The sequence below is a fragment of the Archangium gephyra genome (genome assembly GCF_042230915.1).
Taxonomy (GTDB): Bacteria; Myxococcota; Myxococcia; order Myxococcales; family Myxococcaceae; genus Archangium; species Archangium gephyra_B.
The window spans coordinates 9,053,380-9,075,630 of record NZ_CP102578.1 but is presented as its reverse complement, the minus strand read 5'-3'; the positions used below and the strand labels follow the sequence as shown (position 1 = coordinate 9,075,630).

At 69.6% G+C, this 22,251-nt stretch carries 17 protein-coding genes; 12 read left to right on the top strand and 5 right to left on the bottom strand.

From position 1 onward, the window contains the following. Nucleotides 1-138: 138 nt before the first annotated feature. Nucleotides 139-2,361 carry a M3 family metallopeptidase gene (locus NR798_RS35615; protein ID WP_375766999.1) on the top strand — a complete coding sequence of 741 codons (2,223 nt, stop codon included), beginning with the start codon at nt 139-141 and terminating at the stop codon, nt 2,359-2,361. A gap of 74 nt (nt 2,362-2,435) precedes the next feature. Here NR798_RS35615 and NR798_RS35610 read toward each other — a convergent pair whose 3' ends face one another. Then, nucleotides 2,436-3,014 (bottom strand): manganese efflux pump MntP family protein, encoded by a 579-nt coding sequence (locus tag NR798_RS35610; RefSeq protein ID WP_375766998.1) that lies wholly within the window; start codon nt 3,012-3,014, stop codon nt 2,436-2,438. A 252-nt stretch (nt 3,015-3,266) separates the two neighbouring features. Beyond that, nucleotides 3,267-4,631, bottom strand: coding sequence for a pyridoxal-phosphate dependent enzyme (locus NR798_RS35605; protein ID WP_375766997.1), 1,365 nt, complete (start codon nt 4,629-4,631; stop codon nt 3,267-3,269). A 302-nt stretch (nt 4,632-4,933) separates the two neighbouring features. Between NR798_RS35605 and NR798_RS35600 the strand changes: the two genes are divergently transcribed. From NR798_RS35600 to NR798_RS35585, 4 genes are all read left to right on the top strand, one after another. Continuing rightward, complete coding sequence (locus NR798_RS35600) at nt 4,934-5,971, top strand: aminoglycoside phosphotransferase family protein (RefSeq protein WP_375766996.1); 1,038 nt, start codon at nt 4,934-4,936, stop codon at nt 5,969-5,971. A gap of 21 nt (nt 5,972-5,992) precedes the next feature. Beyond that, nucleotides 5,993-7,021: a sugar phosphate nucleotidyltransferase gene (locus NR798_RS35595; protein WP_375766995.1), complete on the top strand. Its 1,029-nt coding sequence runs from the start codon at nt 5,993-5,995 to the stop codon at nt 7,019-7,021. Between the two features lie 261 nt (nt 7,022-7,282). Beyond that, the gene (locus tag NR798_RS35590; protein ID WP_375766994.1) at nt 7,283-8,191 is read left to right on the top strand and encodes a hypothetical protein; all 909 of its coding nucleotides are present in this window, start codon (nt 7,283-7,285) and stop codon (nt 8,189-8,191) included. A 23-nt stretch (nt 8,192-8,214) separates the two neighbouring features. After that, nucleotides 8,215-9,015: a hypothetical protein gene (locus NR798_RS35585; protein WP_375766993.1), complete on the top strand. Its 801-nt coding sequence runs from the start codon at nt 8,215-8,217 to the stop codon at nt 9,013-9,015. A gap of 78 nt (nt 9,016-9,093) precedes the next feature. On the opposite strand, the gene NR798_RS35580 is transcribed toward NR798_RS35585, so the two are convergent. Beyond that, on the bottom strand, nt 9,094-9,858 hold the full coding sequence (locus NR798_RS35580; protein ID WP_375766992.1) for a Stp1/IreP family PP2C-type Ser/Thr phosphatase: 765 nt from the start codon (nt 9,856-9,858) through the stop codon (nt 9,094-9,096). A 125-nt stretch (nt 9,859-9,983) separates the two neighbouring features. After that, nucleotides 9,984-10,340 carry a DUF192 domain-containing protein gene (locus NR798_RS35575; RefSeq protein ID WP_375766991.1) on the bottom strand — a complete coding sequence of 119 codons (357 nt, stop codon included), beginning with the start codon at nt 10,338-10,340 and terminating at the stop codon, nt 9,984-9,986. An 18-nt stretch (nt 10,341-10,358) separates the two neighbouring features. On the opposite strand from NR798_RS35575, the gene NR798_RS35570 reads away from it, so the two are divergent. From NR798_RS35570 to NR798_RS35545, 6 genes are all read left to right on the top strand, one after another. Next, complete coding sequence (locus tag NR798_RS35570; RefSeq protein ID WP_047859605.1) at nt 10,359-10,862, top strand: tRNA (cytidine(34)-2'-O)-methyltransferase; 504 nt, start codon at nt 10,359-10,361, stop codon at nt 10,860-10,862. Nucleotides 10,863-10,895: 33 nt separating this feature from the next. Continuing rightward, complete coding sequence (locus NR798_RS35565; RefSeq protein WP_375766990.1) at nt 10,896-15,665, top strand: molecular chaperone DnaJ; 4,770 nt, start codon at nt 10,896-10,898, stop codon at nt 15,663-15,665. A 251-nt stretch (nt 15,666-15,916) separates the two neighbouring features. Next, nucleotides 15,917-18,631 carry a response regulator gene (locus NR798_RS35560; RefSeq protein ID WP_375766989.1) on the top strand — a complete coding sequence of 905 codons (2,715 nt, stop codon included), beginning with the start codon at nt 15,917-15,919 and terminating at the stop codon, nt 18,629-18,631. A 35-nt stretch (nt 18,632-18,666) separates the two neighbouring features. After that, complete coding sequence (gene tsaD / locus NR798_RS35555) at nt 18,667-19,665, top strand: tRNA (adenosine(37)-N6)-threonylcarbamoyltransferase complex transferase subunit TsaD (protein ID WP_375766988.1); 999 nt, start codon at nt 18,667-18,669, stop codon at nt 19,663-19,665. 18 nt (nt 19,666-19,683) lie between these two features. Further along, nucleotides 19,684-20,514, top strand: coding sequence for a 16S rRNA (adenine(1518)-N(6)/adenine(1519)-N(6))-dimethyltransferase RsmA (gene rsmA, locus NR798_RS35550; RefSeq protein WP_375766987.1), 831 nt, complete (start codon nt 19,684-19,686; stop codon nt 20,512-20,514). Between the two features lie 60 nt (nt 20,515-20,574). Beyond that, nucleotides 20,575-20,973 (top strand): hypothetical protein, encoded by a 399-nt coding sequence (locus tag NR798_RS35545; RefSeq protein ID WP_375766986.1) that lies wholly within the window; start codon nt 20,575-20,577, stop codon nt 20,971-20,973. A gap of 4 nt (nt 20,974-20,977) precedes the next feature. Here the strand turns inward: NR798_RS35545 and NR798_RS35540 are convergent, their stop codons facing one another. Beyond that, on the bottom strand, nt 20,978-21,259 hold the full coding sequence (locus tag NR798_RS35540) for a hypothetical protein (RefSeq protein WP_375766985.1): 282 nt from the start codon (nt 21,257-21,259) through the stop codon (nt 20,978-20,980). 203 nt (nt 21,260-21,462) lie between these two features. Here NR798_RS35540 and NR798_RS35535 point away from each other — a divergent pair, with 203 nt between their 5' ends. Further along, a complete protein-coding gene (locus tag NR798_RS35535) occupies nt 21,463-22,107 on the top strand; it encodes a deoxynucleoside kinase (protein ID WP_375773876.1) in 645 nt (214 codons plus the stop codon). Nucleotides 22,108-22,251 lie beyond the last annotated feature (144 nt).

Here is a 22,251-nt window from a genome sequence, read left to right as displayed (position 1 = left end):
GCCCAACCGCCCGGGGATCATCTCTCCTCCCGGGGGATGGGGCGGGGGACTGGGCCGATCGCCGGGAAGAAGCGAGCAGGCATGCTCGTTGGAGCAGGGATTTTCCGCAGTCAACCCCGTCTTGGAGGCAGTTCCTACATGCGTAAGCTTCTCTTCGCCAGCGCGGGCGTGGCCGCGCTCGTGTCCGCCGGGTGCGCGACGACCACCCAGGAGGTCCGCGAGGCCGCTCCGTCCGCTCCGGCTACCCAGGCCCCGGCGGCCCCGAGCGCTCCGGCCGAGGCCGCCCCGGTGGACAACCCGCTGCTGGCCCGGTGGACGGGCCCGTACGGGGGCGTCCCGCCGTTCGACAAGGTCCGGATCGAGCACTTCAAGCCCGCGCTCGAGGCGGCCATGGAGGAGAACCGCCGGGCCATCGCCGCGATCGCCAACGACCCGGCCGCGCCCACCTTCGAGAACACCATCGCCGCCCTGGAGGACGCCGGGCGGACGCTCGACGACGTGGAGACGCTCTATGGCATCTGGGGCTCGTCCATGAACGGGCCGGAGTTCCAGGCCATCCAGCGCGAGATGGCGCCCCGGCTCGCCGCCTTCTCCGATGAGATCACCCAGAACGAGAAGCTCTTCCAGCGCATCGAGGCCGTCTACCAGTCGCCGGACAAGGCGAAGCTGACGCCCGAGCAGCAGCGCCTGACGTGGCTGCGCTATACGAACTTCGTCCGCTCGGGCGCGAAGCTCGACGCGGGGGCCAAGAAGCGCCTGGTGGACATCAACCAGCGCCTCGCCTCGCTCTTCACCGGCTTCAGCCAGAACGTGCTGGCGGACGAGGAGGGTTATGCCGTCGTCCTCGAGTCGGAGGCGGACCTCGCCGGCCTGCCGGACTCCGTGCGCGCCGGTGCGGCGGCCGCGGCCGAGGCGCGGGGCCTCAAGGGCAAGTGGGCCATCACCAACACGCGCTCCTCCATGGAGCCCTTCCTGACCTACTCGGCCCGCCGCGAGCTGCGCGAGAAGGTCTGGCGCAACTACGTCAACCGCGGGGACAACGGCGATGCCCGCGACAACAACCAGATCATCTCCGAGGTGCTCCAGCTGCGCGCCGAGCGCGCGAAGTTGCTGGGCTATGCGACCCATGCGCACTGGCGGCTCGAGAACACCATGGCGAAGACGCCCGAGCGCGCCATGCAGCTGATGGAGGCGGTGTGGACGCCCGCCGTCGCCCGCGCCCGCGAGGAGGTCGCCGACATGCAGGCGATCGCCAACAAGGAAGGCGCGAAGCTGAAGATCGAGCCCTGGGACTACCGCTACTACGCGGAGAAGGTCCGCAAGGCGAAGTACGACCTGGACCAGAACGAGGTGAAGCCCTACCTGCAGCTGGAGAAGCTGCGCGAGGGCATGTTCTGGGTGGCGGGCGAGCTGTTCGGCTTCTCGTTCACGCCGGTGGACGGCGTGCCCGTCTACCACCCGGATGTGCGCGTCTGGGAGGTGAAGGACAAGGCCAGCGGCAAGCACGTGGGCCTGTGGTACTTCGATCCGTACGCGCGGCAGGGGAAGCGCTCCGGCGCGTGGATGAACGCCTACCGCAACCAGGAGCGTTACCACGGCGAGGTCAGCACCATCGTCTCCAACAACTCCAACTTCGTGAAGGGCGCGCCGGGCGAGGCCGTCCTCATCAGCTGGAGCGACGCGGAGACGCTGTTCCACGAGTTCGGCCACGCCCTGCACGGCCTGAACTCCAACGTGACGTATCCGACGCTCTCGGGCACGGCGGTGGCTCGGGACTACGTGGAGTTCCCCTCGCAGCTGCTGGAGCACTGGCTCTCCACACCCGAGGTGCTCAACACGTACGCGCTGCACTACCAGACGGGCAAGCCCATCCCGCCCGCGCTGGTGGCGAAGATCGAGAAGGCCTCCAACTTCAACCAGGGCTTCGGCACGGTGGAGTACCTGTCGAGCGCGCTGGTGGACATGAAGCTGCACCTCGCGGGCAGCCAGAAGATCGATCCGGACGCGTTCGAGCGCGACACGCTGGGGGCGCTCGGCATGCCGAAGGAGATCGTCATGCGGCACCGCACGCCGCAGTTCAGCCACGTGTTCGCGGGGGACGGCTACTCGGCGGGCTACTACAGCTATCTCTGGTCGGACACCCTCACGGCGGACGCCTTCGAGGCCTTCACCGAAGGCAAGGGCGCCTACGACCGGACGGTGGCCGAGCGCCTGCGCAAGAACGTCTTCTCCGTCGGCAACACGGTGGACCCGGCCGAGGCCTACCGGAGCTTCCGCGGCAAGGACGCCGGCATCGACGCGCTGATGCGCAAGCGCGGCTTCCCCGTCCCGGGCGCGGCGAAGAAGACGCCGGCGAAGTGAGCTGAGTGCGGTGGTAGTCCGGGGCCGGGAGAGCGCTCAGCGGCTTCTGGCCTCGGTGCTTCGGGCGGCGGCCCTCAGGCGGACAGGTGCTCGATGAGCGTCTTGGTGCCGATGCCGATGAGGACGAGCCCTCCGATGATGTCGAGCTTGCCCTCGAGTTTCTCACCGAACCGGCGGCCGACACTCACACCCAGCAGGCACAGGGCGAAGGTGACTCCGCCGATGACGGCCGCCGCCATCACCAGGCGCACCTCGAGCAGGGGCAGGGTGATGCCCGCGGCGAGCGCGTCGATGCTGGTGGCCAGCGCCATGAGCGCGAGCGTCCCCAGGTGGAACGGGTTGCGCTCCGGGGGGGGCTCGTCCGGCACCCCCGCGTGATGGTGCGTGATGGCCTCGTAGATCATCTTGGCCCCGATGCCCCCGAGCAGCACGAAGGTCAGCCAGTGATCCCACGTGGAGATGGTGTCCGCGAACTGCGAGCCCAGCGCCCAGCCGATGACGGGCATCAGCGCCTGGAAGAGCCCGAACAGGAAGGCGAGCAGCAGGGCATCTCGTGCCCGGACACGCGGGGCCGAGAGGGCACTCGCGATGGACACGGCCGTGGCATCCATGGCCAGTCCCAACGCGAGCAGCAGCAGGGTCAACAGCGACATGCGGCCCTTTTGCCCGATACCCGCGACGCGCGGAAGCGTCATGACGCGGCTCGTGCCGGGAATGGACGCTCGGGGCCCGCAGTGGCCCGCATGCACGAAGGCCCCAGGTTCTGGCGAACCCGAGGCCCTCGATACCCTCACCCCGTCCCTCTCCCGGAGGGAGAGGGGAACTGTGCTCAGTGGACTGTGCTCAGTGGACTGTGCTCAGTGGACTGTGCTCAGTGGACTGTGCTCAGTGGGGTGCTGTGTTCATTACGCCGCCGTGCGGTGCATGTACTCGATCAGGTCGATCTTCGTCACGATGGCCAGGACCTTCTCGCCCTCCTTCACCACCGCCACCTTGTCCTGGTTGAAGACCTCGCGCAGCCGGTTGAGGCTCGTCTCCGGCGACACCACGCCCTGCAGCGGCGCCACGATGCTGTCGATCGTGTCCGCGAACTTCGCCTTGTTCGCCACCAGCGCGTTGAGCAGGTCGTACTCGTGGATCATCCCCACCGCACGCCCGTCCTCGTTCATCACCGGCATCTGGCTGATGCCGTGCTGGCGCATCGCCTCCACCACCTGGTCCACCCGCTGGCCCTTGCTCGCCGTGATCACCGCACGCTTGCCGTTCAGCAGATCGCGCACCGTGCCCGCCCCCTTCTCCTCCGCGAAGCCGTTGTCGCGCATCCACTCGTCCGAGTGGAACTTGCTGACGTAGCTCATGCCGGTGTCCGGCAGGATGACGACGATCGTCTTGCCCTTGCCCACTTCCTTGGCCAGCTGCACCGCCACGTGCACCGCCGCGCCCGCCGAGCCGCCCGCGAAGATGCCCTCCTCGCGCGCCAGCCGCCGCGCCGCCACGAAGCTCTGGCGGTCATCCACCTGCCGGATGTCGTCCACCACCTTGAAGTCCATGGCACCGCACAGCATGTCCTCGCCGATGCCCTCGACCTTGTACACGTGCGGCTCGGTCAGCTTCCCCGTCTTGAAGTAGCCCTCGTACACCGAGCCCTCCGGGTCCACGCCCACGTTCTTCAGGCCCGGAATCTTCTCCTTCAGGAACTTGCCCGCGCCACTCATCGTGCCGCCCGTGCCCAGGCCCGACACGAAGTAGTCGATCTTCCCGTCCGTCTGCTCGTAGATCTCCGGACCCGTCACCTTGTAGTGAGCCTCGATGTTGTCCGGGTTGTGGTACTGGTTGAGCATGAACGCGCCCGGGGTCTCCCGGTGCAGGCGCTTGGCCGTCTCGTAGTAGCTGCGCGGATCCTCCGCCGGCACGTTCGTCGGCGTCACCACCACCTGCGCGCCCATCGCCTTCAGGCGGTTGATCTTCTCCAGCGACATCTTGTCCGGCATCGTGAAGATGCACTTGTAGCCCTTCACCGCCGCCGCCAGCGCCACGCCCATGCCCGTGTTGCCGCTCGTGTTCTCCACGATGGTGCCGCCGGGCTTGAGCTTCCCCTCCTTCTCGGCCTTCTCGATGATGTAGAGGGCCATGCGATCCTTGATGGACGCGCCCGGGTTCATGAACTCGCACTTGACCAGGACGGTCGCGTCGTTGGGCCCTACCAGCCGGTGGAGCTTCACCAGGGGCGTGTGGCCGATCGCGGAGAGAATGTTGTCGTGGATTTCCATCTGAAGCTCTCTTGGGGAAGGAGAAACCGGCGCCCTTATAACTGCCCCGGTGGTGCCGGTCGACCTCGTCCGGCTGCCCGCCCCCCTCTTCAAGGGAACACGTCCGCGCCCCTCGCGCTTTCCGACACGGTGCGGCGAACCCAGGGACTGGACAGCAGGCGGCCACTCGGGCCCCGGGTTCCTCCTGTCGGGCACCCGACCGCTCGTGAAATGTCCCCGCACACGGGCTTTGACCCCGTTGCTCCCCACTCCCATACTCCCGCGCCTCCTTTCACGGACCACCCCAGGAGAAGCGTCTACTTATGGAAATCGAGGCCGCGCTGCGCGACCAGGTAGGGAAGGCCATCGGCCGCCCCGTGTCCCAGGCCCCCATCAAGAAGCTCAAGGGTGATGCGAGCAACCGCTCGTACTACCGCGTGGGGACGGCCCCCGAGAGCTGGGTGGTCATGGTGATGCCCCTGGATGCCTCGAAGAAGAGCGAGGAGGCCTCCAAGGGCGAGCCCCCCAAGGAGCTGCCCTTCGTCAACGTCCACCGTTACCTGGAGAAGCTGGGCATCCGCGTGCCGCGCATCCTGCGCTTCGACGAGCCGGCGGGGATGATGGTGCTGGAGGACCTCAGCGACATCACCTTCGAGGCGGCGCTCGACGGCGGCAAGAACAACCAGGCCCTCTACACCCGCGCGGTGGACCTGCTGGCCCGCATGCGCGCCCAGGCCGAGCGCCTGCCCGACCCGGACTGCCTCGCCTTCACCCGCGCCTTCGACGAGGACCTCTACGACTGGGAGCTCCACCACTTCCGCGAGTGGGGCCTCGAGGTGTGGAGCGGCAAGAAGCCCACCGACACCGAGCGCGCCGAGCTGGACCGCACCTTCCGTGACATCGCGAAGCAGCTGGCCGCCGCGCCCCGGGGCTTCACCCACCGCGACTACCAGAGCCGCAACATCATGATGAAGGACGGTGAGCTGGTGGTCATCGACTTCCAGGACGCCCTCCAGGGCCCGCGCCAGTACGACCTGGTGGCCCTGCTGCGCGACAGCTACGTGGAGCTGGATCGCGGCTTCGTGGACACGATGCTCGACCGCTACATCGCCACCTTCGCCGAGGTGACGGGCGAGCGCATCGAGCCCAAGTCCTTCAAGGCCTTCTTCGACTTGCTCACCATCCAGCGCAAGCTGAAGGACGCGGGCCGCTTCGAGTTCATCAACCGCGTGAAGGGCAACCCGGGCTTCCTGGTGTCCATCCCGGCCTCGCTGCGCTACGTGCGCGATGCGTTCAAGCTGCGGCCGGAGCTGAGCGAGCTGCGGAAGCTGATTGCGAAGTACGTGCCCGAGGTGGGCTGACAGGAAGGGGAGGGGCGGCACATGAAGGCCATGGTCCTCTGCGCGGGGCTGGGTACGCGCCTGCGTCCGTTCACCGAGCGCTGGCCCAAGCCGGCGATGCCGTTCCTCGGGCAGCCGCTCTTCCGCTACCACCTGGCGGTGCTGCGGGCCGCCGGGGTGAAGGCGGTGGGCATCAACACCCACCACCTGCCGGACGTCATGGCGGCCACCGCTCGCGCCGAGTGCGAGCGGGCCGGCCTGCCGCTGCACGTGGTGCACGAGCCCGTCATCCAGGGCACCGGCGGCGGCATCCGGGGCCTGCGCGACTTCCTCGCGGGGGATGACTTCATCGTCTTCAACGGCGACATCCTCTTCCCGGTGGATTTGCGCCCCGTGGTGGCGGCGCACCGGGCCTCGGGCGCGGCGGCCACCATGGTGCTGCTGCCCATGCCGGAGAGCGAGAAGTACGCCGCGGTGGAGATGGACGCGGAGCGCCGCGTGCGCCGCATCGCCCGGTTCGGGCCCGGGGGCGAGGGGCTCTCGCCCTGGCACTTCACGGGCGTGCACGTCATGTCCTCGCGCGTCTTCGACTTCATGACGCCCGAGGGCCCCGAGGACATCAACCGCGACGTCTACGTGCGGATGATGGAGGCCGGCCTCACCGTGCGCGGTGAGGTGGTGCGCTCGTACTGGTCCGATCTGGGCACGCCTTCGCGCTACCTGTCCACCGTGCGCGATGTGCTCTCCGGGCAGGTGCCGCTGGAGGGCCTGGGCGCGGACTCACCGTTCGCCTCGGCGCCGCGTGCGCAGGGGAACTACTGGGCGCATCCCTCCGCCCGGGTGGGTGGGGCCCAGGTGACGGGTCCGGCGCACCTGGACGCGGGGTGCTCTCTGGCGGACGGGGTGCGCGTGGGCGCCTCGGTGTCGGTGGGCGCTCAGGCCCGCGTTGGGGCGGGAGCCCGGCTCGAGCGCTGCGCCATCCTGGAGGGGACCGAGGTGGCCCCCGGCGAGGAGCTGGTCGAGGTGATGGCCTGGGGGGCTCACCGGGTGCCCGCGCCGCTCACCCCGTGAAACTCCCCATCACTCCGGTTGCGACTTCTCGCGTGACCTGATCGTGGAGGGCGTGGTCTTCCCACGGCTCCCGGCATCTACTGCTTCCCGGCTTTGCTCCAGCCTGAGCCTGCGGAGTGGGAGGTGCTCGTGAATGCCGGTATCTGGTCCCAATCCGTGCCTCGGGTCGTGCCGCTTTGGGCGGTCCTGCTCCTCGTTGGGGTGGTGGCGGGTTGTGCCACGGCTCCCGGTAGGCAGGTGCCCCTGGGCTGGAGCGCGGAGGTGCGCCATCAACAACAACTGTTGGCGATGAGCGACAGTCCGGCGGTGGGTGGGGGGCCCTCCGGTCCGGTTCTCCAGGGCTACGATGTCCCCGGCCGGAACCCGGATTCGCAGATGCCTTGGCGGTTCTTCCTCGGAAACGCCGCACACCGGTTGATTGCTTACATGTACGGCGTGAATCACCCGGGCAGTCAGACCTACTACAACACCGACACCATCTACTCCATCGTCAGAGACGCGCGGCTGGGTGACACGTCCCGCCTGCTCCCGAACGAGCGCGCTCTACGCCCGGACATCACTGACGTGACCGCCCTGTATGTCTTCGAGATCAAGACCTGGCATGACCAGAGCCTCCAGGAAGGCCGTCAGGAAGTGCGGACCTACCTTGCCGCGCTGAATCGGGTTGCTGCGCCGGACATGCTGTTCTCGGGGGGAATAGACTTCCGAGGGGAAGTCCTGATCCGCTTTGCGCGGGGGAACCACATCTGGCGCTTGGAGTGGTGGGGCACCGAGCCCGGAGTGATCCAGTACCGATGGACGCGCAGCCAACGGCGCTTCGAGTCCGAGGTGGCGGCGTATGAGGACGGACAGTGGGTCGTCCTCACCCATGAGGAGATGCAGCAGTATGGGGGTTGGGTGGGACAGGCCGTGGAGGAGATGGTGAGTCGACGCGAACGGCTCGCCACCTTCAGCGGGGCCGTTGGCATCGTCATCGAGGTTCTGGGAAACGTCGCGACGGGCTTCTTCTCGGGTGCGATTCAGGGCCGGATGGGCTCGGGGCCTGGGGTGAAGCAGCCCCCCAGCCAGGGAGGAGGGCAGGTCATCCCCTTTCCAGCACGTCCGCCACCCGCCGCGCCTCCGGCGCAAGTACCCGCCGCGGCCTCGGGTATGCCCCTTCCTCGCCGGTGACCCGCTTTGATAGGAGCCGCTCCATGACGCCTGGGCAGTCCTCTTCCCTGCGAATGCCGTCCTTCCTGCATGGTGACTACTCCTCGGTCCACCAGAAGACGAGGAAGGAGGGGCTGCGGTGTGGCGGGCAGTATCGCGAGGACGGCTCCTTTCCCGCTCCCCGGCAGATGTCGGAGATGCCCCCCGGAGAGGTGCTGGTGGTGCACGAGGGCGTGGACTTCCAGCGTGAGCGCCCGGCCTGGCGGCTGTACATGGTGTCCAATGTGAAGCGCGGTATGTGGGAAGCCCTGGACTGGCCGAATACGTTCGAAGTGGACGACCTCTACGAGGCGTTCTGTCGTGAGACGGCGTGGGGCGCGCTGTACTTCGCGATTGGGCGAACAGCTCCAATGAGCGCCGAGCGCGTGGCACTCCGCCTTCAGTCCGTGCTGCGTTTCTGGGAGCCGCTCCAGTCCGTGCGCTATCTCTTCAGTTCTCCGAATGCCACGCTCACCTTGGACGAGTTGATGGGGGCTTCCTGCGACTGGGCCATGGATGCATGGTGCCCGGTGGCAGCCCCGGTCAGAGCGCGCCTGGAGACGGCGGCGGAGCGCATGGGACGGGCAACCCGGGAGGAGAGTCTCGAGGCCATGCTCCGGCAGATGCCCCGTGTCCTCACCTTCGCGCGTGGTCTGAAGCACCAGAACGTGGTGGCCGATCCATCATTCCAGCGCCAGCGCCTCTCCACGCTCGACCCAAGTGCTTTCGAACGGGTGTCCGGTGCGTGTACGTCGGAACTGCTGGGGCAGGTGTACGCCTGGGACCGGCTACTCGGAAAGCAATAGCAGGGGGACGGCCGTTGATGTCCAGAAAGAGGTGAGAGGCGCGATACAGCGCCGCTCCCCCCCCTCACCCCGTGACGCTCAGTTGCCGTGGAAGCGCGCCAGCACGCAGGTGACGTTGTCGTTGCCGCCCGCGGCGTTCGCCATGTCGATGAGCTGGGAGCACGCCTTCTCCAGCTCGTTCGTCCGCGACAGAATCTCCTGCATCTGCGGGTCCGTCACCATGCCGGACAGCCCGTCCGAGCACAGCAGGAAGATGTCGCCCTGCTGCGCCTCCACTTTCGCCACGTCCACCGCCACCGTCTCCTTCATCCCCAGCGCGCGGACGATGACGTTCTTGTGCGGGAAGTTCTCGATCTCCTCCGGCGAGAGCTTCTTCGCCTTGAGGTAGTCGTTGAGCAGGGAGTGGTCCTCGGTCACCTGCCTCAGCACGCCCTGGCGGAAGAAGTACACGCGGCTGTCTCCCACGTGCCCCACGTACGCCGCCGAGTCGGTGAAGTGCACCGAGACGATCGTCGTCCCCATGCCCTTGTACTTCTGATCCGCGCTGGCCTTGTCGAAGATGCTCTTGTTCGCCAGCTTGATGCCGGTGGCCAGCCGGTTCTCGTCGTAGTTGCGCGCCTTGTCCATCTTGAACGGCCAGGTGGCGTCCTCGTCGCGCGACGTCATCCGGAAGAACTCGGCCAGCTCCTCCACGGCGATCTTCGAGGCGATCTCCCCGGAAGAGTGTCCGCCCATCCCGTCGGCGACACAGCACAGGTTCTCGTCGGTCAGAATGAGGTAGTTGTCCTCATTGTGGTTCCGCTTCATCCCGACGTGGGTGTAGCCAGCAACCTCGATGCGCATGCTCGCGGAGTCTCCAACGTGTCCAGGAGGGTGCCGTGGACGGAGGGGCAGGTTAACAAAGCGCCCGGAAGGGGGTCAAAACCCCAGCAGCCCGGATGGCTGGTCTGTTTACTCCCATTCGGGGTTCAAACCACCGGCTCGAAGACGAGCCGGTCGCCCTCCTGGGTGCCGCTCGCCTGCAGGGCGCCCGCCGGCAGCTCCAGCACCGACTTCGCCTGGAAGTACACCGAGGTCGCCCGCCAGGGAGGCAGGGCCACGAACTGCTTGACGATCATCCCCTCCCGGTCGAGGAAGGCCACGTCGATGGGGATGCGCATGAAGAAGGTATGGATGGAGTTGCAGGGCACGATGTGCAGCCCCTCCCCGAAGGCCAGCGATTTCCGGCCCATCAGTCCCACGAACCGGTCCGCGAAGGACTCGGCCCGCTCGGCGCGGTCCGCCAACAGCCGCTGCCGTGTCACATTGTTCACCTTCAGGCGCATGAAGCGCCTTCTACCCCAATGCTCCAGCCCCTGGCGCGTCCCTTCCACCTCGTCCTCGTCTCCCCCCAGATTCCCCCCAACACCGGGAACATCGCCCGGCTGTGCGCCGTCACCGGCTGCCGCCTCATCCTCGTGGAGCCCCTGGGCTTCTCCATCGATGACCGGCACCTCAAGCGCGCCGGGCTGGACTACTGGGACAAGGTCTTCCTGAAGCTCTACCCGGACTACGACGCCTACCTGGCCGAGTGGCCCTCGGCCAGGCGCTTCCTGTTCTCCGCCCGCGCCGCTACATCCCTGTATGCCGCCCGCTTCGAGGAGGGAGACCACCTCGTCTTCGGCTCGGAGACGCAGGGGTTGCCCCCGGACATCGTCGGGGGAGGCTCGGGCACGGCCGTCACCATCCCCATGCTGCCCGAGCGCCGCAGCCTCAACCTGTCCACCGCCGTGGGAATCGCCGCCTACGAGGCCCTGCGGCAGGTGCAATTCGGCGCGGCGGCCGGGCGGGCAGGCACGCCGAGTTGAGGGGAGGGGCGGAAGGACTACACTGGGGGCCGCATGCCCCCCTCGCAGGTCGCCGAGACGCTGTACTCCGCCCACAAGTCCCGCTCCACCGGCCGGCTCACGCTGCACGCCGGTGGGCGTGAAGCGCTGCTGTTCCTCCAGGGGGGTGACCTGGTCGGGACGCGGTTGGGCTTCGGGTTCCAGACGCCCGTGCAGGCCCTGATGCAGGCCGGCCGCCTCCGCGCGGACCTGCTGGATGCGCTGTGGGCCCGTGAGGGCGCGGGCACGCCGGACGAGGAGTTGCTGGAGGAGCTCGGGCTGGCGCCGGACGCGGTGGCCGAGCAGCAGGTGCTCGCCGAGGTGCGGCGGTTGAGCCAGTTGGCCGAGCGCGCCGCTTTCGAGGAGGGTGGGGTGGAGGCGATGTTCCGCCCCATCCCGGGGACGCGCGTGGTGCGCGCCGCCCTCGAGCCCGCGGGAGCCGAGGCCCCCGAGGCCCGCATGTACCGCTGCGAGGACCCGGGCGCGTGTGCCCCGTGGGTGGCCAGCGCGGAGGAGATGGCCCTCCTGCTGAAGCTGGCGGACTTCCAGCGGTTGGAGGGGCTGAAGCCCGCCCAGGAAGTGCTGCTCCACGTCCTCGAGCGCGAGGGGTTCGTCGAGTCGCTGTCCATCGAGGCCTGGGAGGCCCGCGAGCAGGCCCGGCGCGAAGAGGAGGCCCGGCGCGAGGAGGAGGCTCGGCGTCGCGCGGAAGAAGAAGCCCGGCGATTGGCTGAAGAGGCACGGCGTGCGGAAGAGGCACGGCTGGCCGAGGAGGCACGGCGCGCGGAAGAGGCGCGGCTGGCCGAGGAGGCACGGCGTCGGGCGGAAGAAGAGGCGCGGCTTGCTGAGGAGGCACGGCGCGCGGAAGAGGCGCGTCGCGCGGAGGAAGCTCGCCTCGCCGAAGAGGCGCGACTGGCCGAAGAGGCACGGCTCGCTGAGGAGCGGCGGCTGGCCGAAGAGGCGCGGCGTCGAGCGGAAGAAGAGGCGCGGCTAGCCGAAGAGGCGCGCCTCGCCGAGGAAGCTCGCCTCGCCGAAGAGGCGCGCCTCGCCGAGGAAGCTCGCCTCGCCGAAGAGGCACGCCTCGCCGAGGAGCGGCGGCTGGCGGAGGAGGCCCGCCTCGCCGAAGAGGCACGTCGCGCGGAGGAAGCTCGCCTCGCCGAAGAGGCGCGACTGGCCGAAGAGGCACGGCTCGCTGAGGAGCGGCGGCTGGCCGAAGAGGCGCGGCGTCGAGCGGAAGAAGAGGTGCGGCTGGCCGAAGAGGCGCGCCTCGCCGAGGAAACTCGCCTCGCCGAAGAGGCACGCCTCGCCGAGGAGCGGCGGCTGGCGGAGGAGGCCCGCCTCGCCGAAGAGGCGCGTCGCGCGGAGGAAGCTCGTCTCGCTGAAGAGGCGCGACTGGTCGAAGAGGCACGGCTCGCTGAGGAGCGGCGGCTGGCCGAAGAGGCGAGACTGGCCGAAGAGGCGAGACTGGCCGAAGAGGCGAGACTGGCCGAAGAGGTGCGCCTCGCCGAGGAAGCCCGTCTGGCTGAAGAGGCGCGGCGTCAGGCGGAAGAAGCTCGTCTTGCCGAGGAGCGACGACTCGCCGAAGAGGCACGGCTTGTCGAAGAGGCACGGCTTGTCGAAGAGGCACGGCTGGCGGAAGAAGCTCGCCTTGCTGAAGAGGCTCGCCGCCGAGCGGAGGAAGAGGCTCGGTTGGTCGAGGAGGCGCGGCTGGCCGAAGAGGCACGTCGCGCGGAAGAGGCTCGACTCGCCGAAGAAGCGCGGCTGGCGGAAGAAGCTCGCCTTGCTGAGGAGCGACGACTCGCCGAAGAGGCTCGGCTGGCGGAAGAGGCCAGACTCGCCGAAGAGGCACGCCGTCGGGCGGAAGAAGAGGCTCGACTGGCGGAGGAGGCACGGCTCGCGGAGGAGGCACGGCTCGCGGAGGAGGCACGGCTCGCCGAAGAGGCACGGCTCGCCGAAGAGGCACGGCTGGCTGAAGAGGCCCGCCTTGCCGAGGAGCGACGACTCGCCGAAGAGGCTCGGCTAGCTGAAGAGGCCCGCCGAGCGGAAGAAGAGGCTCGCCTTGCCGAAGAGGCACGTCGCGCGGAAGAGGCACGGCTGGCGGAAGAAGCTCGTCTTGCCGAGGAGCGACGACTCGCCGAAGAGGCACGGCTGGCGGAAGAGGCCAGACTCGTCGAAGAGGCACGCCGCCGAGCGGAAGAAGAGGCACGGCTGGCCGAGGAGGCACGGCTCGCGGAAGAGGCGCGACGGGCCGAAGAGGCGCGACTGGCTGAAGAGGCCCGCCTCCGCGCGGAAGAAGAGGCGCGGCTGGCCGAAGAGGCGCGTCTCGCGGAGGAGGCGCGGCTGGCCGAAGAGGCACGGCTCGCTGAAGAGGCCAGACTGGCCGAAGAGGCCCGCCGTGCCGAGGAAGAGGCTCGTCGGCTCGCGGAGGAAGAGGCACGCCGCGCAGAGGAAGCTCGCCTCGCCGAAGAGGCCCGGTTGGCGGAGGAGGCGCGTCTCGCCGAGGAGGCGCGTCGTGCTGCCGAAGAGGAGGCGCGCCTCGCCGAGGAGGCCCGGCTCCGAGCAGAGGAAGAAGCGCGTCTCGCCGAGGAAGCCCGGCTTCTGGCGGAAGAAGAGGCCCGGCGTGCCGAAGAGGCTCGCCTCGCCGAGGCCGCGCGCCTCGCCGAGCAGCGGCGTGTCTCCGAGCAGCGGCGTGTCAGCGAGGTCTCCCAACTCTCGGACGTGGCCTTCATCGCCGAGGCGGCCGAGTTGCAGGATGGAGAGCTGATCCTCACCGGGTCGCCGAGCGAGCCCGTGATGTCCGCGCGTCCGCCCGGAGTCAGCTATCTCTCGGGCCCAGCCGCTGCCCCGGTGGCGGCGGGGATGCGGACCGGTGCCCAGTCCGAGGCCTCTCTCTCCGAGGTCGCGCCCACCTCCGAGGTGTGGTTCGACGCGCCCCCCGCCGAGGCCAGCGCGGAGCTGCCCGTTCAGGAGGACACGGACGCTCTCCGCCTCGCGCGCGAGCAGGCCGATGCCGCGCTGATGCAGGACATGCAGGAGGCCATGCGGCGGGCCGGGACCACTGCTCCCGAGCCGTGGCTCATCGATGAGCCCGCTCCAGCCCCCGTGCCGGTGGCCACCGTGACCGCGGCTCCCTCGCCCCAGGTTCCGGTGGCCGAGATGAGCGCCGATCTGGACTGGGGCGACCTCGTGACCCCCGAGCCGCCGGCCCCCGTCGTGTCCGCCCCGGCCGCGCCTGTTCCCGCCGCGCCCGTCCCCGTGGCTCCCGCCCCCGCCGCGCCTCCTCAGGCCGCGCGCCCGCCGCCCGCCGCCGCGCCTCCTCGGGCCGCTGTTCCTCCGGGTCTCCGTTCGCCCGCGGCCAATGCGCCGGCTCCCGTTCCCCCGGGCCTCCGTCCGCCCGCCGCCAGCGCGCAGGCTCCCGCACGGGGGCCGGCACCCGCTCCCAGTGCACCGGCTCCAGCGGCACCCGTTCCCCCGGGCCTCCGTGCGCCCGCGGCCCGCGCCGGTGCGCCCGCTCCTGCCGCCGCCCCCGCGCCTGCTGCCCCAGCTCCCGCGGCCGCCCCCGCGCCTGCTGCCCCAGCTCCCGCGGCCGCCTCCCTGCAGCCGCTCCGGCTGGGGCCCGACGCGGCTCGTCCCACGGGGGACGATGACCTCTGGCGCAGAGCCTTCGACAACGCCCCCTCCGGCGAGGTCCCTGGCGACATCAACGCCTCCTTCGAGGCCGCGTTCCAGCAGGTCGATGCCCACCTGGAGTCCCTCGTCCGCACGGACGTTCCCCAGCAGGTGGCTGCTCCGGCCGCTGCTCCGGCTCCCTCGCCCGCGCCTTCTCCGGCCACGGCCGCCCCGGTTCCGGCCAGCGCCACCGTGCCCGATGCGTGGGACGAGCTGTCCCTTGGCGAGGATGACCTGGCGGATGAGCCCTCCGACGAGGCCGCGAAGGCCCGCCGCCAGGCCTTGCTCCAGCGGGCCATGGAGCTCGGTTCCCGTCCCGCTCCGGCCCCGGAGGCTCCCGCGGCTCCCGCGCCGGCTCCCGGTGCGCCCGCCCCGCTCAGCTCCGAGGAGCAGCAGCTCGCTCAACTCGCCCAGCTCATCGAGAGCCGCTACGAGGACGTGCAGGCGAAGCGTGACCACTTCTCCATGCTGGGCCTCCCCATCGACCCGGAGGTGAAGAAGGAGCAGGTGAAGGCCGCGTTCCTCGGGCTCGCCAAGCGCTTCCACCCGGACCGCCTGCCCCAGGCGCTCTCCGCGCTCGCGCCCAAGATGACGGCCATCTTCGAGGCCATCCGCGACTCCTACGAGGTCCTCTACAACGACACGCAGCGCGTGGCCTACCTCCAGGACCTGCGCACCAAGAGCGCGGCGCAGGCGGCCAGGCCCGCGGGCATCGACCCGAACGACCTGTTCAAGATGGGGGAGGTCTTCTTCCGCAAGCGGGACTTCGCGGCCGCGGTCGAGCACTTCGAGCGCGCCTACAACGCCGAGCCCAAGGCGGTGTACCTCGCGGCCAAGGCGTGGGCCATCTACATGGACCCCCAGCGCAAGGCCGAGATCCCCAAGACGAAGCAGATGATGGCCGAGGCGCTCAAGCTGGACCCCAACTGTGATAGGGCCCATTACCAGCTCGGGGTCATCTCCCGCGTCGAGGGCGACATGGCCCGCGCCGAGCGCCACTTCCGCGAGGCGGTGCGCGCCAACCCCAAGCACCTCGAGGCCAACCAGGAGCTGCGCCTCATCGAGATGCGCAAGAAGAATCCGCCTCCTCCCAACAAGAAGGGCGGCCTGTTCGGCTGATCGCCTCCGGCTCGGTTGGACCTCCACGCATCCACCGGGACGGAGCCGGGCTTTCCCCGGAATCCCGCCCGCCTGTCCGGGCTCCGGGCGGGGGGCCCATGCGGGCGGGAAGGGTGCCCGTCTCCCCGGGCGCCAGACGAGGACCCTGCCCCCTCCGCCATTGACATGCCTGGAGAGCGGGCATGATCATCCGCTCTCTTCTCCGCGCCGGGTTCGCCCTGTGAGGCGCCCGCAGCGAAAGGCAATTGAACGTGGCCAAGCAGCACCTGCTCCTGGTCGATGGTGACCCGAAGAGTCTCCGTGTGATGGAGGTCAGCCTGAAGAAGGCCGGCTTCTCCGTGACGACGGCTATCCACGGCAAGGACGCGCTCGAGAAGGTGCAGATCAGCCCGCCGGACCTCGTGCTCGCCGACACGAAGATGCCGGAGATGGACGGCTTCGAGCTGTGCAAGACGCTCAAGTCGGACGAGCGCTTCAAGCACATCCCCTACGTCTTCCTCACCAACCAGAAGGCGGTCGAGGCGAAGGTGAAGGGCCTGGAGCTCGGTGGCGACGACTACCTGACCAAGCCCATCTACATCAAAGAGATCGTCACCCGCGTGACGATGATCCTCCAGAAGGCGGACAAGGAGAAGATCGAGCGGCGGGAGACGACCAAGGGCGGGTTCGCCGGCAACCTGGCCGACATGGGCGTGGTGGACCTGGTCCAGACGTTCGAGATCGGCCGCAAGACGGGCAACATCTCCATCAAGGGCGAGCGCGTCGCCACCATCTACTTCAAGGAAGGCCGCGTCATCGACGCGGAGATGGGGCGGCTCAAGGGCGAGAACGCCTTCTACCGGCTGCTCAACGCCACCGAGGGCGAGTTCGAGGTGCAGTTCACCGCGCTCGACCGGCCCGAGCGCATCGAGGTCTCCACCCAGGGCCTGCTCATGGAGGGCATGCGCCGCCTGGACGAGTGGGGCCGCATGCTCGAGCAGCTGCCGCCGCTGGAGACGGTGTTCGAGATCGACTACCACCAGCTGGCCGACCGGCTCTCGGAGATTCCGGACGAGGTGAACGGGCTGCTGCGCCTCTTCGACGGCAAGCGCAGCCTGAGCCGGGTGGTGGAGGACTCGGACTTCGATGACCTGGCGGCGCTGGGCATCATCAGCAAGCTGTACTTCGAGGGCCTCATCCGCGAGCTGGGCAGCGTCTCGCAGGAGCCCGTGCAGAGCGGCAAGCCCGGCATCGAGGAGTGGCTGCACAACGCGCCGGCGCCGAGCGCCCCGGCCGAGCCCGCTCCGGAGCCGGTGGTCCCCGCGGTGACGCTGGTGCCCGTGGCGCCCGTGGCCGAGGTGGCGCCAGTGGTGGAGCAGCCCGCTCCGCCCGTGGTGCCGCCGGTGGAGCCCATGGCCGAGCCGGAGCCGCTGGTTGCCGAGCAGGCCGCGGCCCAGTCCGAGGAGGACCGGCAGCCGCAGCTCGCCAACGTCGTCGTCTTCGAGTCCCGGAAGCGCCAGGCGAACGTCCCCGAGACGGACATCATCGCGCCTCCGCGCTCGGCCGAGGGCTCGTCGTTCCTCGTGGAGCCGGCGCCGGCCCACCGCGCCAAGGAGCTGGAGCGGCGCAGCCTGCTGCTCGACTGGAGCCGGGTGGATGTGGATGGCATCGGCTCGGCGGGGGCAGGGGGTTGGGGTCCGGGCTGGTCTCCGGCGCCCCGTGCCTCGACGTCCGCCAGTGCACCGGCCTCCACGCCCTCGGCGTCTCCGTCTCCGGCTTCACCTCCGGCCCCGGCGGACGCGTCGCGTGGTCCCATCTTTGGCGGGGCCGCCGTGGCCCCCAATCCGCTGCCGCCGGTGCCTCCTCCGGAGCCCGCGACTCCGGCCGAGGAGGTGACGCTGGTATCGGGCTCGAAGCCCGCCGTCACCGCGCCCGCGTCCACGCCCGCGCCCGTCGCTGTCGAGAAGCCCGCGGAGACGCCGGCCGAGAAGCCCGCCGAGAAGCCCCAGCAGCTCGCGCTGCCGCCGTACCCGGGCCATGGCGCGCCCGCGCCGACGCCCGCGCCGACGCCCGCGCCCTCCGAGCCCGTCGCGTCCAAGCCCGAGCCGAAGCCCACGCCGCAGGCCAGCAAGCCCGCGGAGGATCCCAAGCCGCGGCCGGTGTCGCCTCCCCGGACCCCGCAGCCCAAGGCGCCGGTGGCTGGCGTGCAGAGCGCGCAGCAGCCGTCGAAGCCGAACCGGATGGGCCTCATCATCGGAGGCATCGTGGCGATCGCCATGGTGGCCGCGGTGGTGGTGTTCACGCAGTCGGGTGGCTCGGACAAGCCCACGCCCGTGCCGGAGCCGAAGCCCGCGCCCACCGAGCAGGTGAAGGCCCCGGAGCCGGAGACCAAGGCCCCCGAGGCGAAGGCTCCGGAGACGAAGCCGCCCGAGACGAAGCCGCCCGAGACGCCGGCCCAGCCGGAGCAGCCGGCTACCGCGGCGCAGACGGCCGTGCCGGACGCGGGGACGCCTCCCAAGGGCACCGAGCAGCCCGCCGTGGCCACGAATGGCACGCCGGCCGCCGAGGATGACGGCAAGGACGACGAGCCGGAGCAGCCCGCGGCGCAGCAGCTGAGCCCCGAGGCCCAGTACGCGAACCTGACGCGCCAGGCGAAGAAGCTCATGTCGGCCGGGCGCTACAAGACGGCGGCCTTCTCGTACCGCAAGGCGCTCAACCTCAAGCCGGACTCGGCCGAGGCCAAGGCGGGCCTGGGGATCTCCCTGGTGCGCAGCGACTCGAACTACCGCGAGGCCGTCAAGCTGCTGGAGGACGCGCTGAAGGACCAGCCCAACAACGCCCACGCCTGGCTGTGCCTGGGCATGGGCCGGCAGATGGTCCAGCAGGACAAGAAGGCAATCGACGCCTACAAGCGCTATCTCTCGTTGGAGCCCAACGGCCAATACGCGAACGACGTGCGCGCCGCGCTCAAGTCGCTCGGACAGTAGGCGTGGCGGCGGGCTCCTGGTAGAGAGGACGCCCTTTGCTCGTACTCGGAATCGAAACCTCCTGTGATGAGACCGCCGCCGCCCTCGTGGAGGACGGCCGGCGCGTGCTCTCCGACGTCGTCTCCACCCAGGTGGACATCCACCGGCGCTGGGGTGGGGTGGTGCCGGAGCTCGCCAGCCGCAACCACGTGGTACAGGTCATGCCCGTCCTGCACGAGGCCCTCACCCGGGCCCACAAGACGCTCGACGACGTGGACCTCATCGCCGTCACCTCCGGGCCCGGGCTGATCGGCGCGCTCCTGGTGGGCGTGCAGGTGGCCAAGTCGCTGAGCCTCGCCACCGGCAAGCCCTTCGTCGGGGCCAACCACCTCGAGGGGCACCTGCTCGCCATCCGCCTGCTGGAGGACGCGCCGGAGCCTCCGTTCCTCGGGCTCGTCGTCTCCGGCGGCCACACCAGCCTCTACGAGGTGCAGGACTACGGCCGCTACCGGCTGGTGGGCAGCACCCGGGACGACGCCGCGGGCGAGGCCTACGACAAGACGGCGCGCATCCTTGGCCTGCCGTACCCAGGCGGGCTGCCCATCGATCAGCTCGCGCAGAAGGGGAACCCCGAGGCCATCCGTTTCCCCCGCGCGCTGCCGGGGGCGGAGAACTTCGACTGGTCCTTCTCCGGTTTGAAGACGGCGGTGGCGCAGCACGTGCGCAAGCACGGCGTGCCCGAGGGGCAGGCGCTGGCGGACCTGTGCGCCTCCTTCCAGGAGGCCGTGGCGGACGCGCTGTCGAAGAAGTTCGTGGCCGCCGCGCGCCGGCTGGGGTTGAAGAACCTGGTGGTGTGCGGGGGCGTGGCGGCCAACTCGCGGTTGCGCTCGTTGAGCCAGGAGCGCGCCGCGGAGCGCAATCTGAAGCTGTTCCTGCCGCCGGTGCGGCTGTGCACGGACAACGGCGCGATGATCGCCGTGGCCGGTTACGAGGCCTGGCGCCGGGGTCTGCGCGGGGACTTCAATCTGTCCGCGGACCCGGCCTGGCGCATGTGAAGGTGAAGGGAGCCGAGAGTGGATACGCCACGTGACATCCTCCAGCGCCACGGCCTGAGGGCCAAGCACAGCTGGGGGCAGAATTTCCTGGGGGACCCGGACATCCTGGAGGCCATCGCGGACGCGCTGGAGCTTCGCGAGGGTGAGCCGGTCATCGAGCTGGGCCCGGGTCTGGGCCACCTGACGCGCTTTCTCGCCGCCACGGGCGCGCGCGTCACCGCGGTGGAGAAGGACCGGGACATGATCGCCGTCCTGGAGAAGGAGGCCATCCCCGGCGTGCGCGTGGTGGATGGCAACGCGGCCACGGTGGACTTCTCCAAGGTGGCGGGCGTGCCCGAGGTGAAGGTCGCGGGCAACCTCCCGTACCACCTGACGAGCTCCATTCTCTTCCAGGTGCTGGAGCAGCGCGACCACGTGACGCGCGCCGTCTTCACCCTGCAGAAGGAAGTGGTGGACCGGCTCGCGGCCGAGCCGGGTGGGCGCGACTACGGCCTGCTCACCGCCATCCTGGGCCTCTACTTCACCTCGGAGAACCTCTTCGACATCGACGCGCACCGCTTCCATCCGCCGCCGAAGGTGGACTCGGCGGTGCTGCGGCTGATCCGCCGTCCCGCGCCGCTGGCGCCGGTGGTGGACGGGGCGCGCTTCATCCGCCTGGTGAAGGCGGGGTTCGCCCAGCGCCGCAAGACGCTCATCAACTCGCTCAAGTCGGACAAGTCGCTGGGCTCGGTGGAGCAGCTGCAGCAGGCGCTGGCGACGGCGGGCATTGATCCGACCCGGCGTGCGGAGACGCTCTCGTCCGAGGAGTTCGCCGCCATCGAGCGCGCGCTGGGGCCGGTGGCGCGGTAGCACCAATTTGGCGTCCGGCCCGCTCTGGTGTTAACGAAAGGAGCGGCCCGGAGAGGATTGATGACGCCCCTGCCACTGGAGGAGCTGGAGCCGGTGCTCAACCGCTTCGGCGTGGTGTACGCGGTGTTCGCCCGCCCCGATGGGGTGCTGCTGCTGCGTTGGGGTGACCCGAGCCCCATCCCGATCCTCGACGAGAAGACCTTCGTGGGGGCCACCCAGGACATGGCCCGCGTCTACCGCTCGCTGGAGCGCATGCTGCTGCCGCAGATGGACGTGCAGGGCGAGTACCTCGGCATCCGCTCGAAGGTGGGCGACAAGCTGGTGTACGCGATCTTCTTCGAGACGCGGCGCTTCGAGGCGGCCACACCCGTGGAGCGGCTGCGCACCGAGTACGCCTTCTGCAAGTCACTCGGCAGTGCGGTGGACGCGGCGCTCCAGCCCTGGGTGGCCTCGCGTTAGGCGCTCAGGGCTTGCCGCCGCCGAGCACCTTGGCCAGCCCGCCCTGTTGCGACAGCCACGCGCGGAACTCGTCCTCGGACAGCCGCATGCGCGCCAGCACGCCGCGCAAAATCTCCTCCGGGGTGCCGTCCTTGCGCCGCTTGAGCTCCAGGGCCGTCTTGAGGAGGGCCACGCCGTAGAGCGGGTCGGGCTCCAGCGCCTTCGTGGGAGTCCGGGCCGTCTCGGTGGACGTGGCCCGGCGTGGCTCCAGCTCGATGACCGTCTTCGCCCGCTGCCGTCGATTCATCTCCCTCGGTCCCCGCGCGTCCGCCTCTCCCGCACCGCGCGTGCGTCCCTGGTAGTGGACGCTCATCGGCCCGTCAAGCGTGGCGAGCCGGACGGGTGCGCGAACATTGCCCGGCCGTCACTCCCGTGCTCTATTCCGCGCCCCGTTCCGGCCGGGTTTCCCAGGCCGGAGCGCGTCTCGTGCAGTCGGAGGTCTCGAAGCGGATGGACAACCGCTACATCGTGGTCGAGGGGCCCATCGGCGTCGGTAAGACGAGTCTCTCCAACTTCGTCGCCGAGCGTTTCGGCGCCCGGCGCGTCTTCGAGAAATACGAGGAGAATCCCTTCCTCGCCCACTTCTACGAGGACCGGCAGAAGTACGCCTTCCAGACGCAGATCTTCTTCCTGCTCTCGCGCTTCCAGCAGCAGCAGGAGCTGTTCCAGCCCGACTTGTTCAACTCGGTGACGGTGAGCGACTACCTGTTCGCCAAGGACCGCATCTTCGCGTGCCTGACGCTGGACTCGCACGAGCTGTCGCTCTACGAGCGCGTCTTCGAGGCCCTCACGCCCCGGGTGACGCGGCCGGACCTGGTCATCTTCCTGCAGGCCCGCCTGGACGTGCTGCTCCACCGCATCAAGAAGCGCGGCCGCGATTTCGAGCGCCAGTTCGACGCCGGCTACCTGGAGGAGCTCGTCCACGCCTACAACGAGTTCTTCTCCCGCTACACGGAGACGCCGCTGTTGGTGGTGGACACCTCGGACATCGACTTCGTCCACAACGAGAGCGACCTCAAGGGGCTGATGGGCGCCATCGACCGGGCGCGCCAGGGCACCCACCACTACCATCCGAACAGCGGCAAACGGCTGTAGGTGGGGCTCGGCTGCCTGCCCGCCCTCAAGAGAAGCCCCCGCGGCGCTCCCAAGGGCGTTAGAGTGTCACCGATGGCCGCTTCCGGCGATCCCCTCGGGGACGGCGAGAGGCGTCCATGCATGCACGGCAGGACGTTGAACCCC

Bases quoted from the DNA above. Each gene is read 5' to 3' on its own strand.
- NR798_RS35540 (WP_375766985.1), bottom strand. From the start codon at position 21,259: ATGAATCGACGGCAGCGGGCGAAGACGGTCATCGAGCTGGAGCCACGC.
- NR798_RS35595 (WP_375766995.1), top strand. From the start codon at position 5,993: ATGAAGGCCATGGTCCTCTGCGCGGGGCTGGGTACGCGCCTGCGTCCG.
- NR798_RS35570 (WP_047859605.1), top strand. From the start codon at position 10,359: ATGCTCCAGCCCCTGGCGCGTCCCTTCCACCTCGTCCTCGTCTCCCCC.
- NR798_RS35615 (WP_375766999.1), top strand. From the start codon at position 139: ATGCGTAAGCTTCTCTTCGCCAGCGCGGGCGTGGCCGCGCTCGTGTCC.
- NR798_RS35575 (WP_375766991.1), bottom strand. From the start codon at position 10,340: ATGCGCCTGAAGGTGAACAATGTGACACGGCAGCGGCTGTTGGCGGAC.
- NR798_RS35545 (WP_375766986.1), top strand. From the start codon at position 20,575: ATGACGCCCCTGCCACTGGAGGAGCTGGAGCCGGTGCTCAACCGCTTC.
- NR798_RS35605 (WP_375766997.1), bottom strand. From the start codon at position 4,631: ATGGAAATCCACGACAACATTCTCTCCGCGATCGGCCACACGCCCCTG.
- NR798_RS35610 (WP_375766998.1), bottom strand. From the start codon at position 3,014: ATGTCGCTGTTGACCCTGCTGCTGCTCGCGTTGGGACTGGCCATGGAT.
- NR798_RS35565 (WP_375766990.1), top strand. From the start codon at position 10,896: ATGCCCCCCTCGCAGGTCGCCGAGACGCTGTACTCCGCCCACAAGTCC.
- NR798_RS35535 (WP_375773876.1), top strand. From the start codon at position 21,463: ATGGACAACCGCTACATCGTGGTCGAGGGGCCCATCGGCGTCGGTAAG.
- NR798_RS35600 (WP_375766996.1), top strand. From the start codon at position 4,934: ATGGAAATCGAGGCCGCGCTGCGCGACCAGGTAGGGAAGGCCATCGGC.
- NR798_RS35580 (WP_375766992.1), bottom strand. From the start codon at position 9,858: ATGCGCATCGAGGTTGCTGGCTACACCCACGTCGGGATGAAGCGGAAC.
- NR798_RS35585 (WP_375766993.1), top strand. From the start codon at position 8,215: ATGACGCCTGGGCAGTCCTCTTCCCTGCGAATGCCGTCCTTCCTGCAT.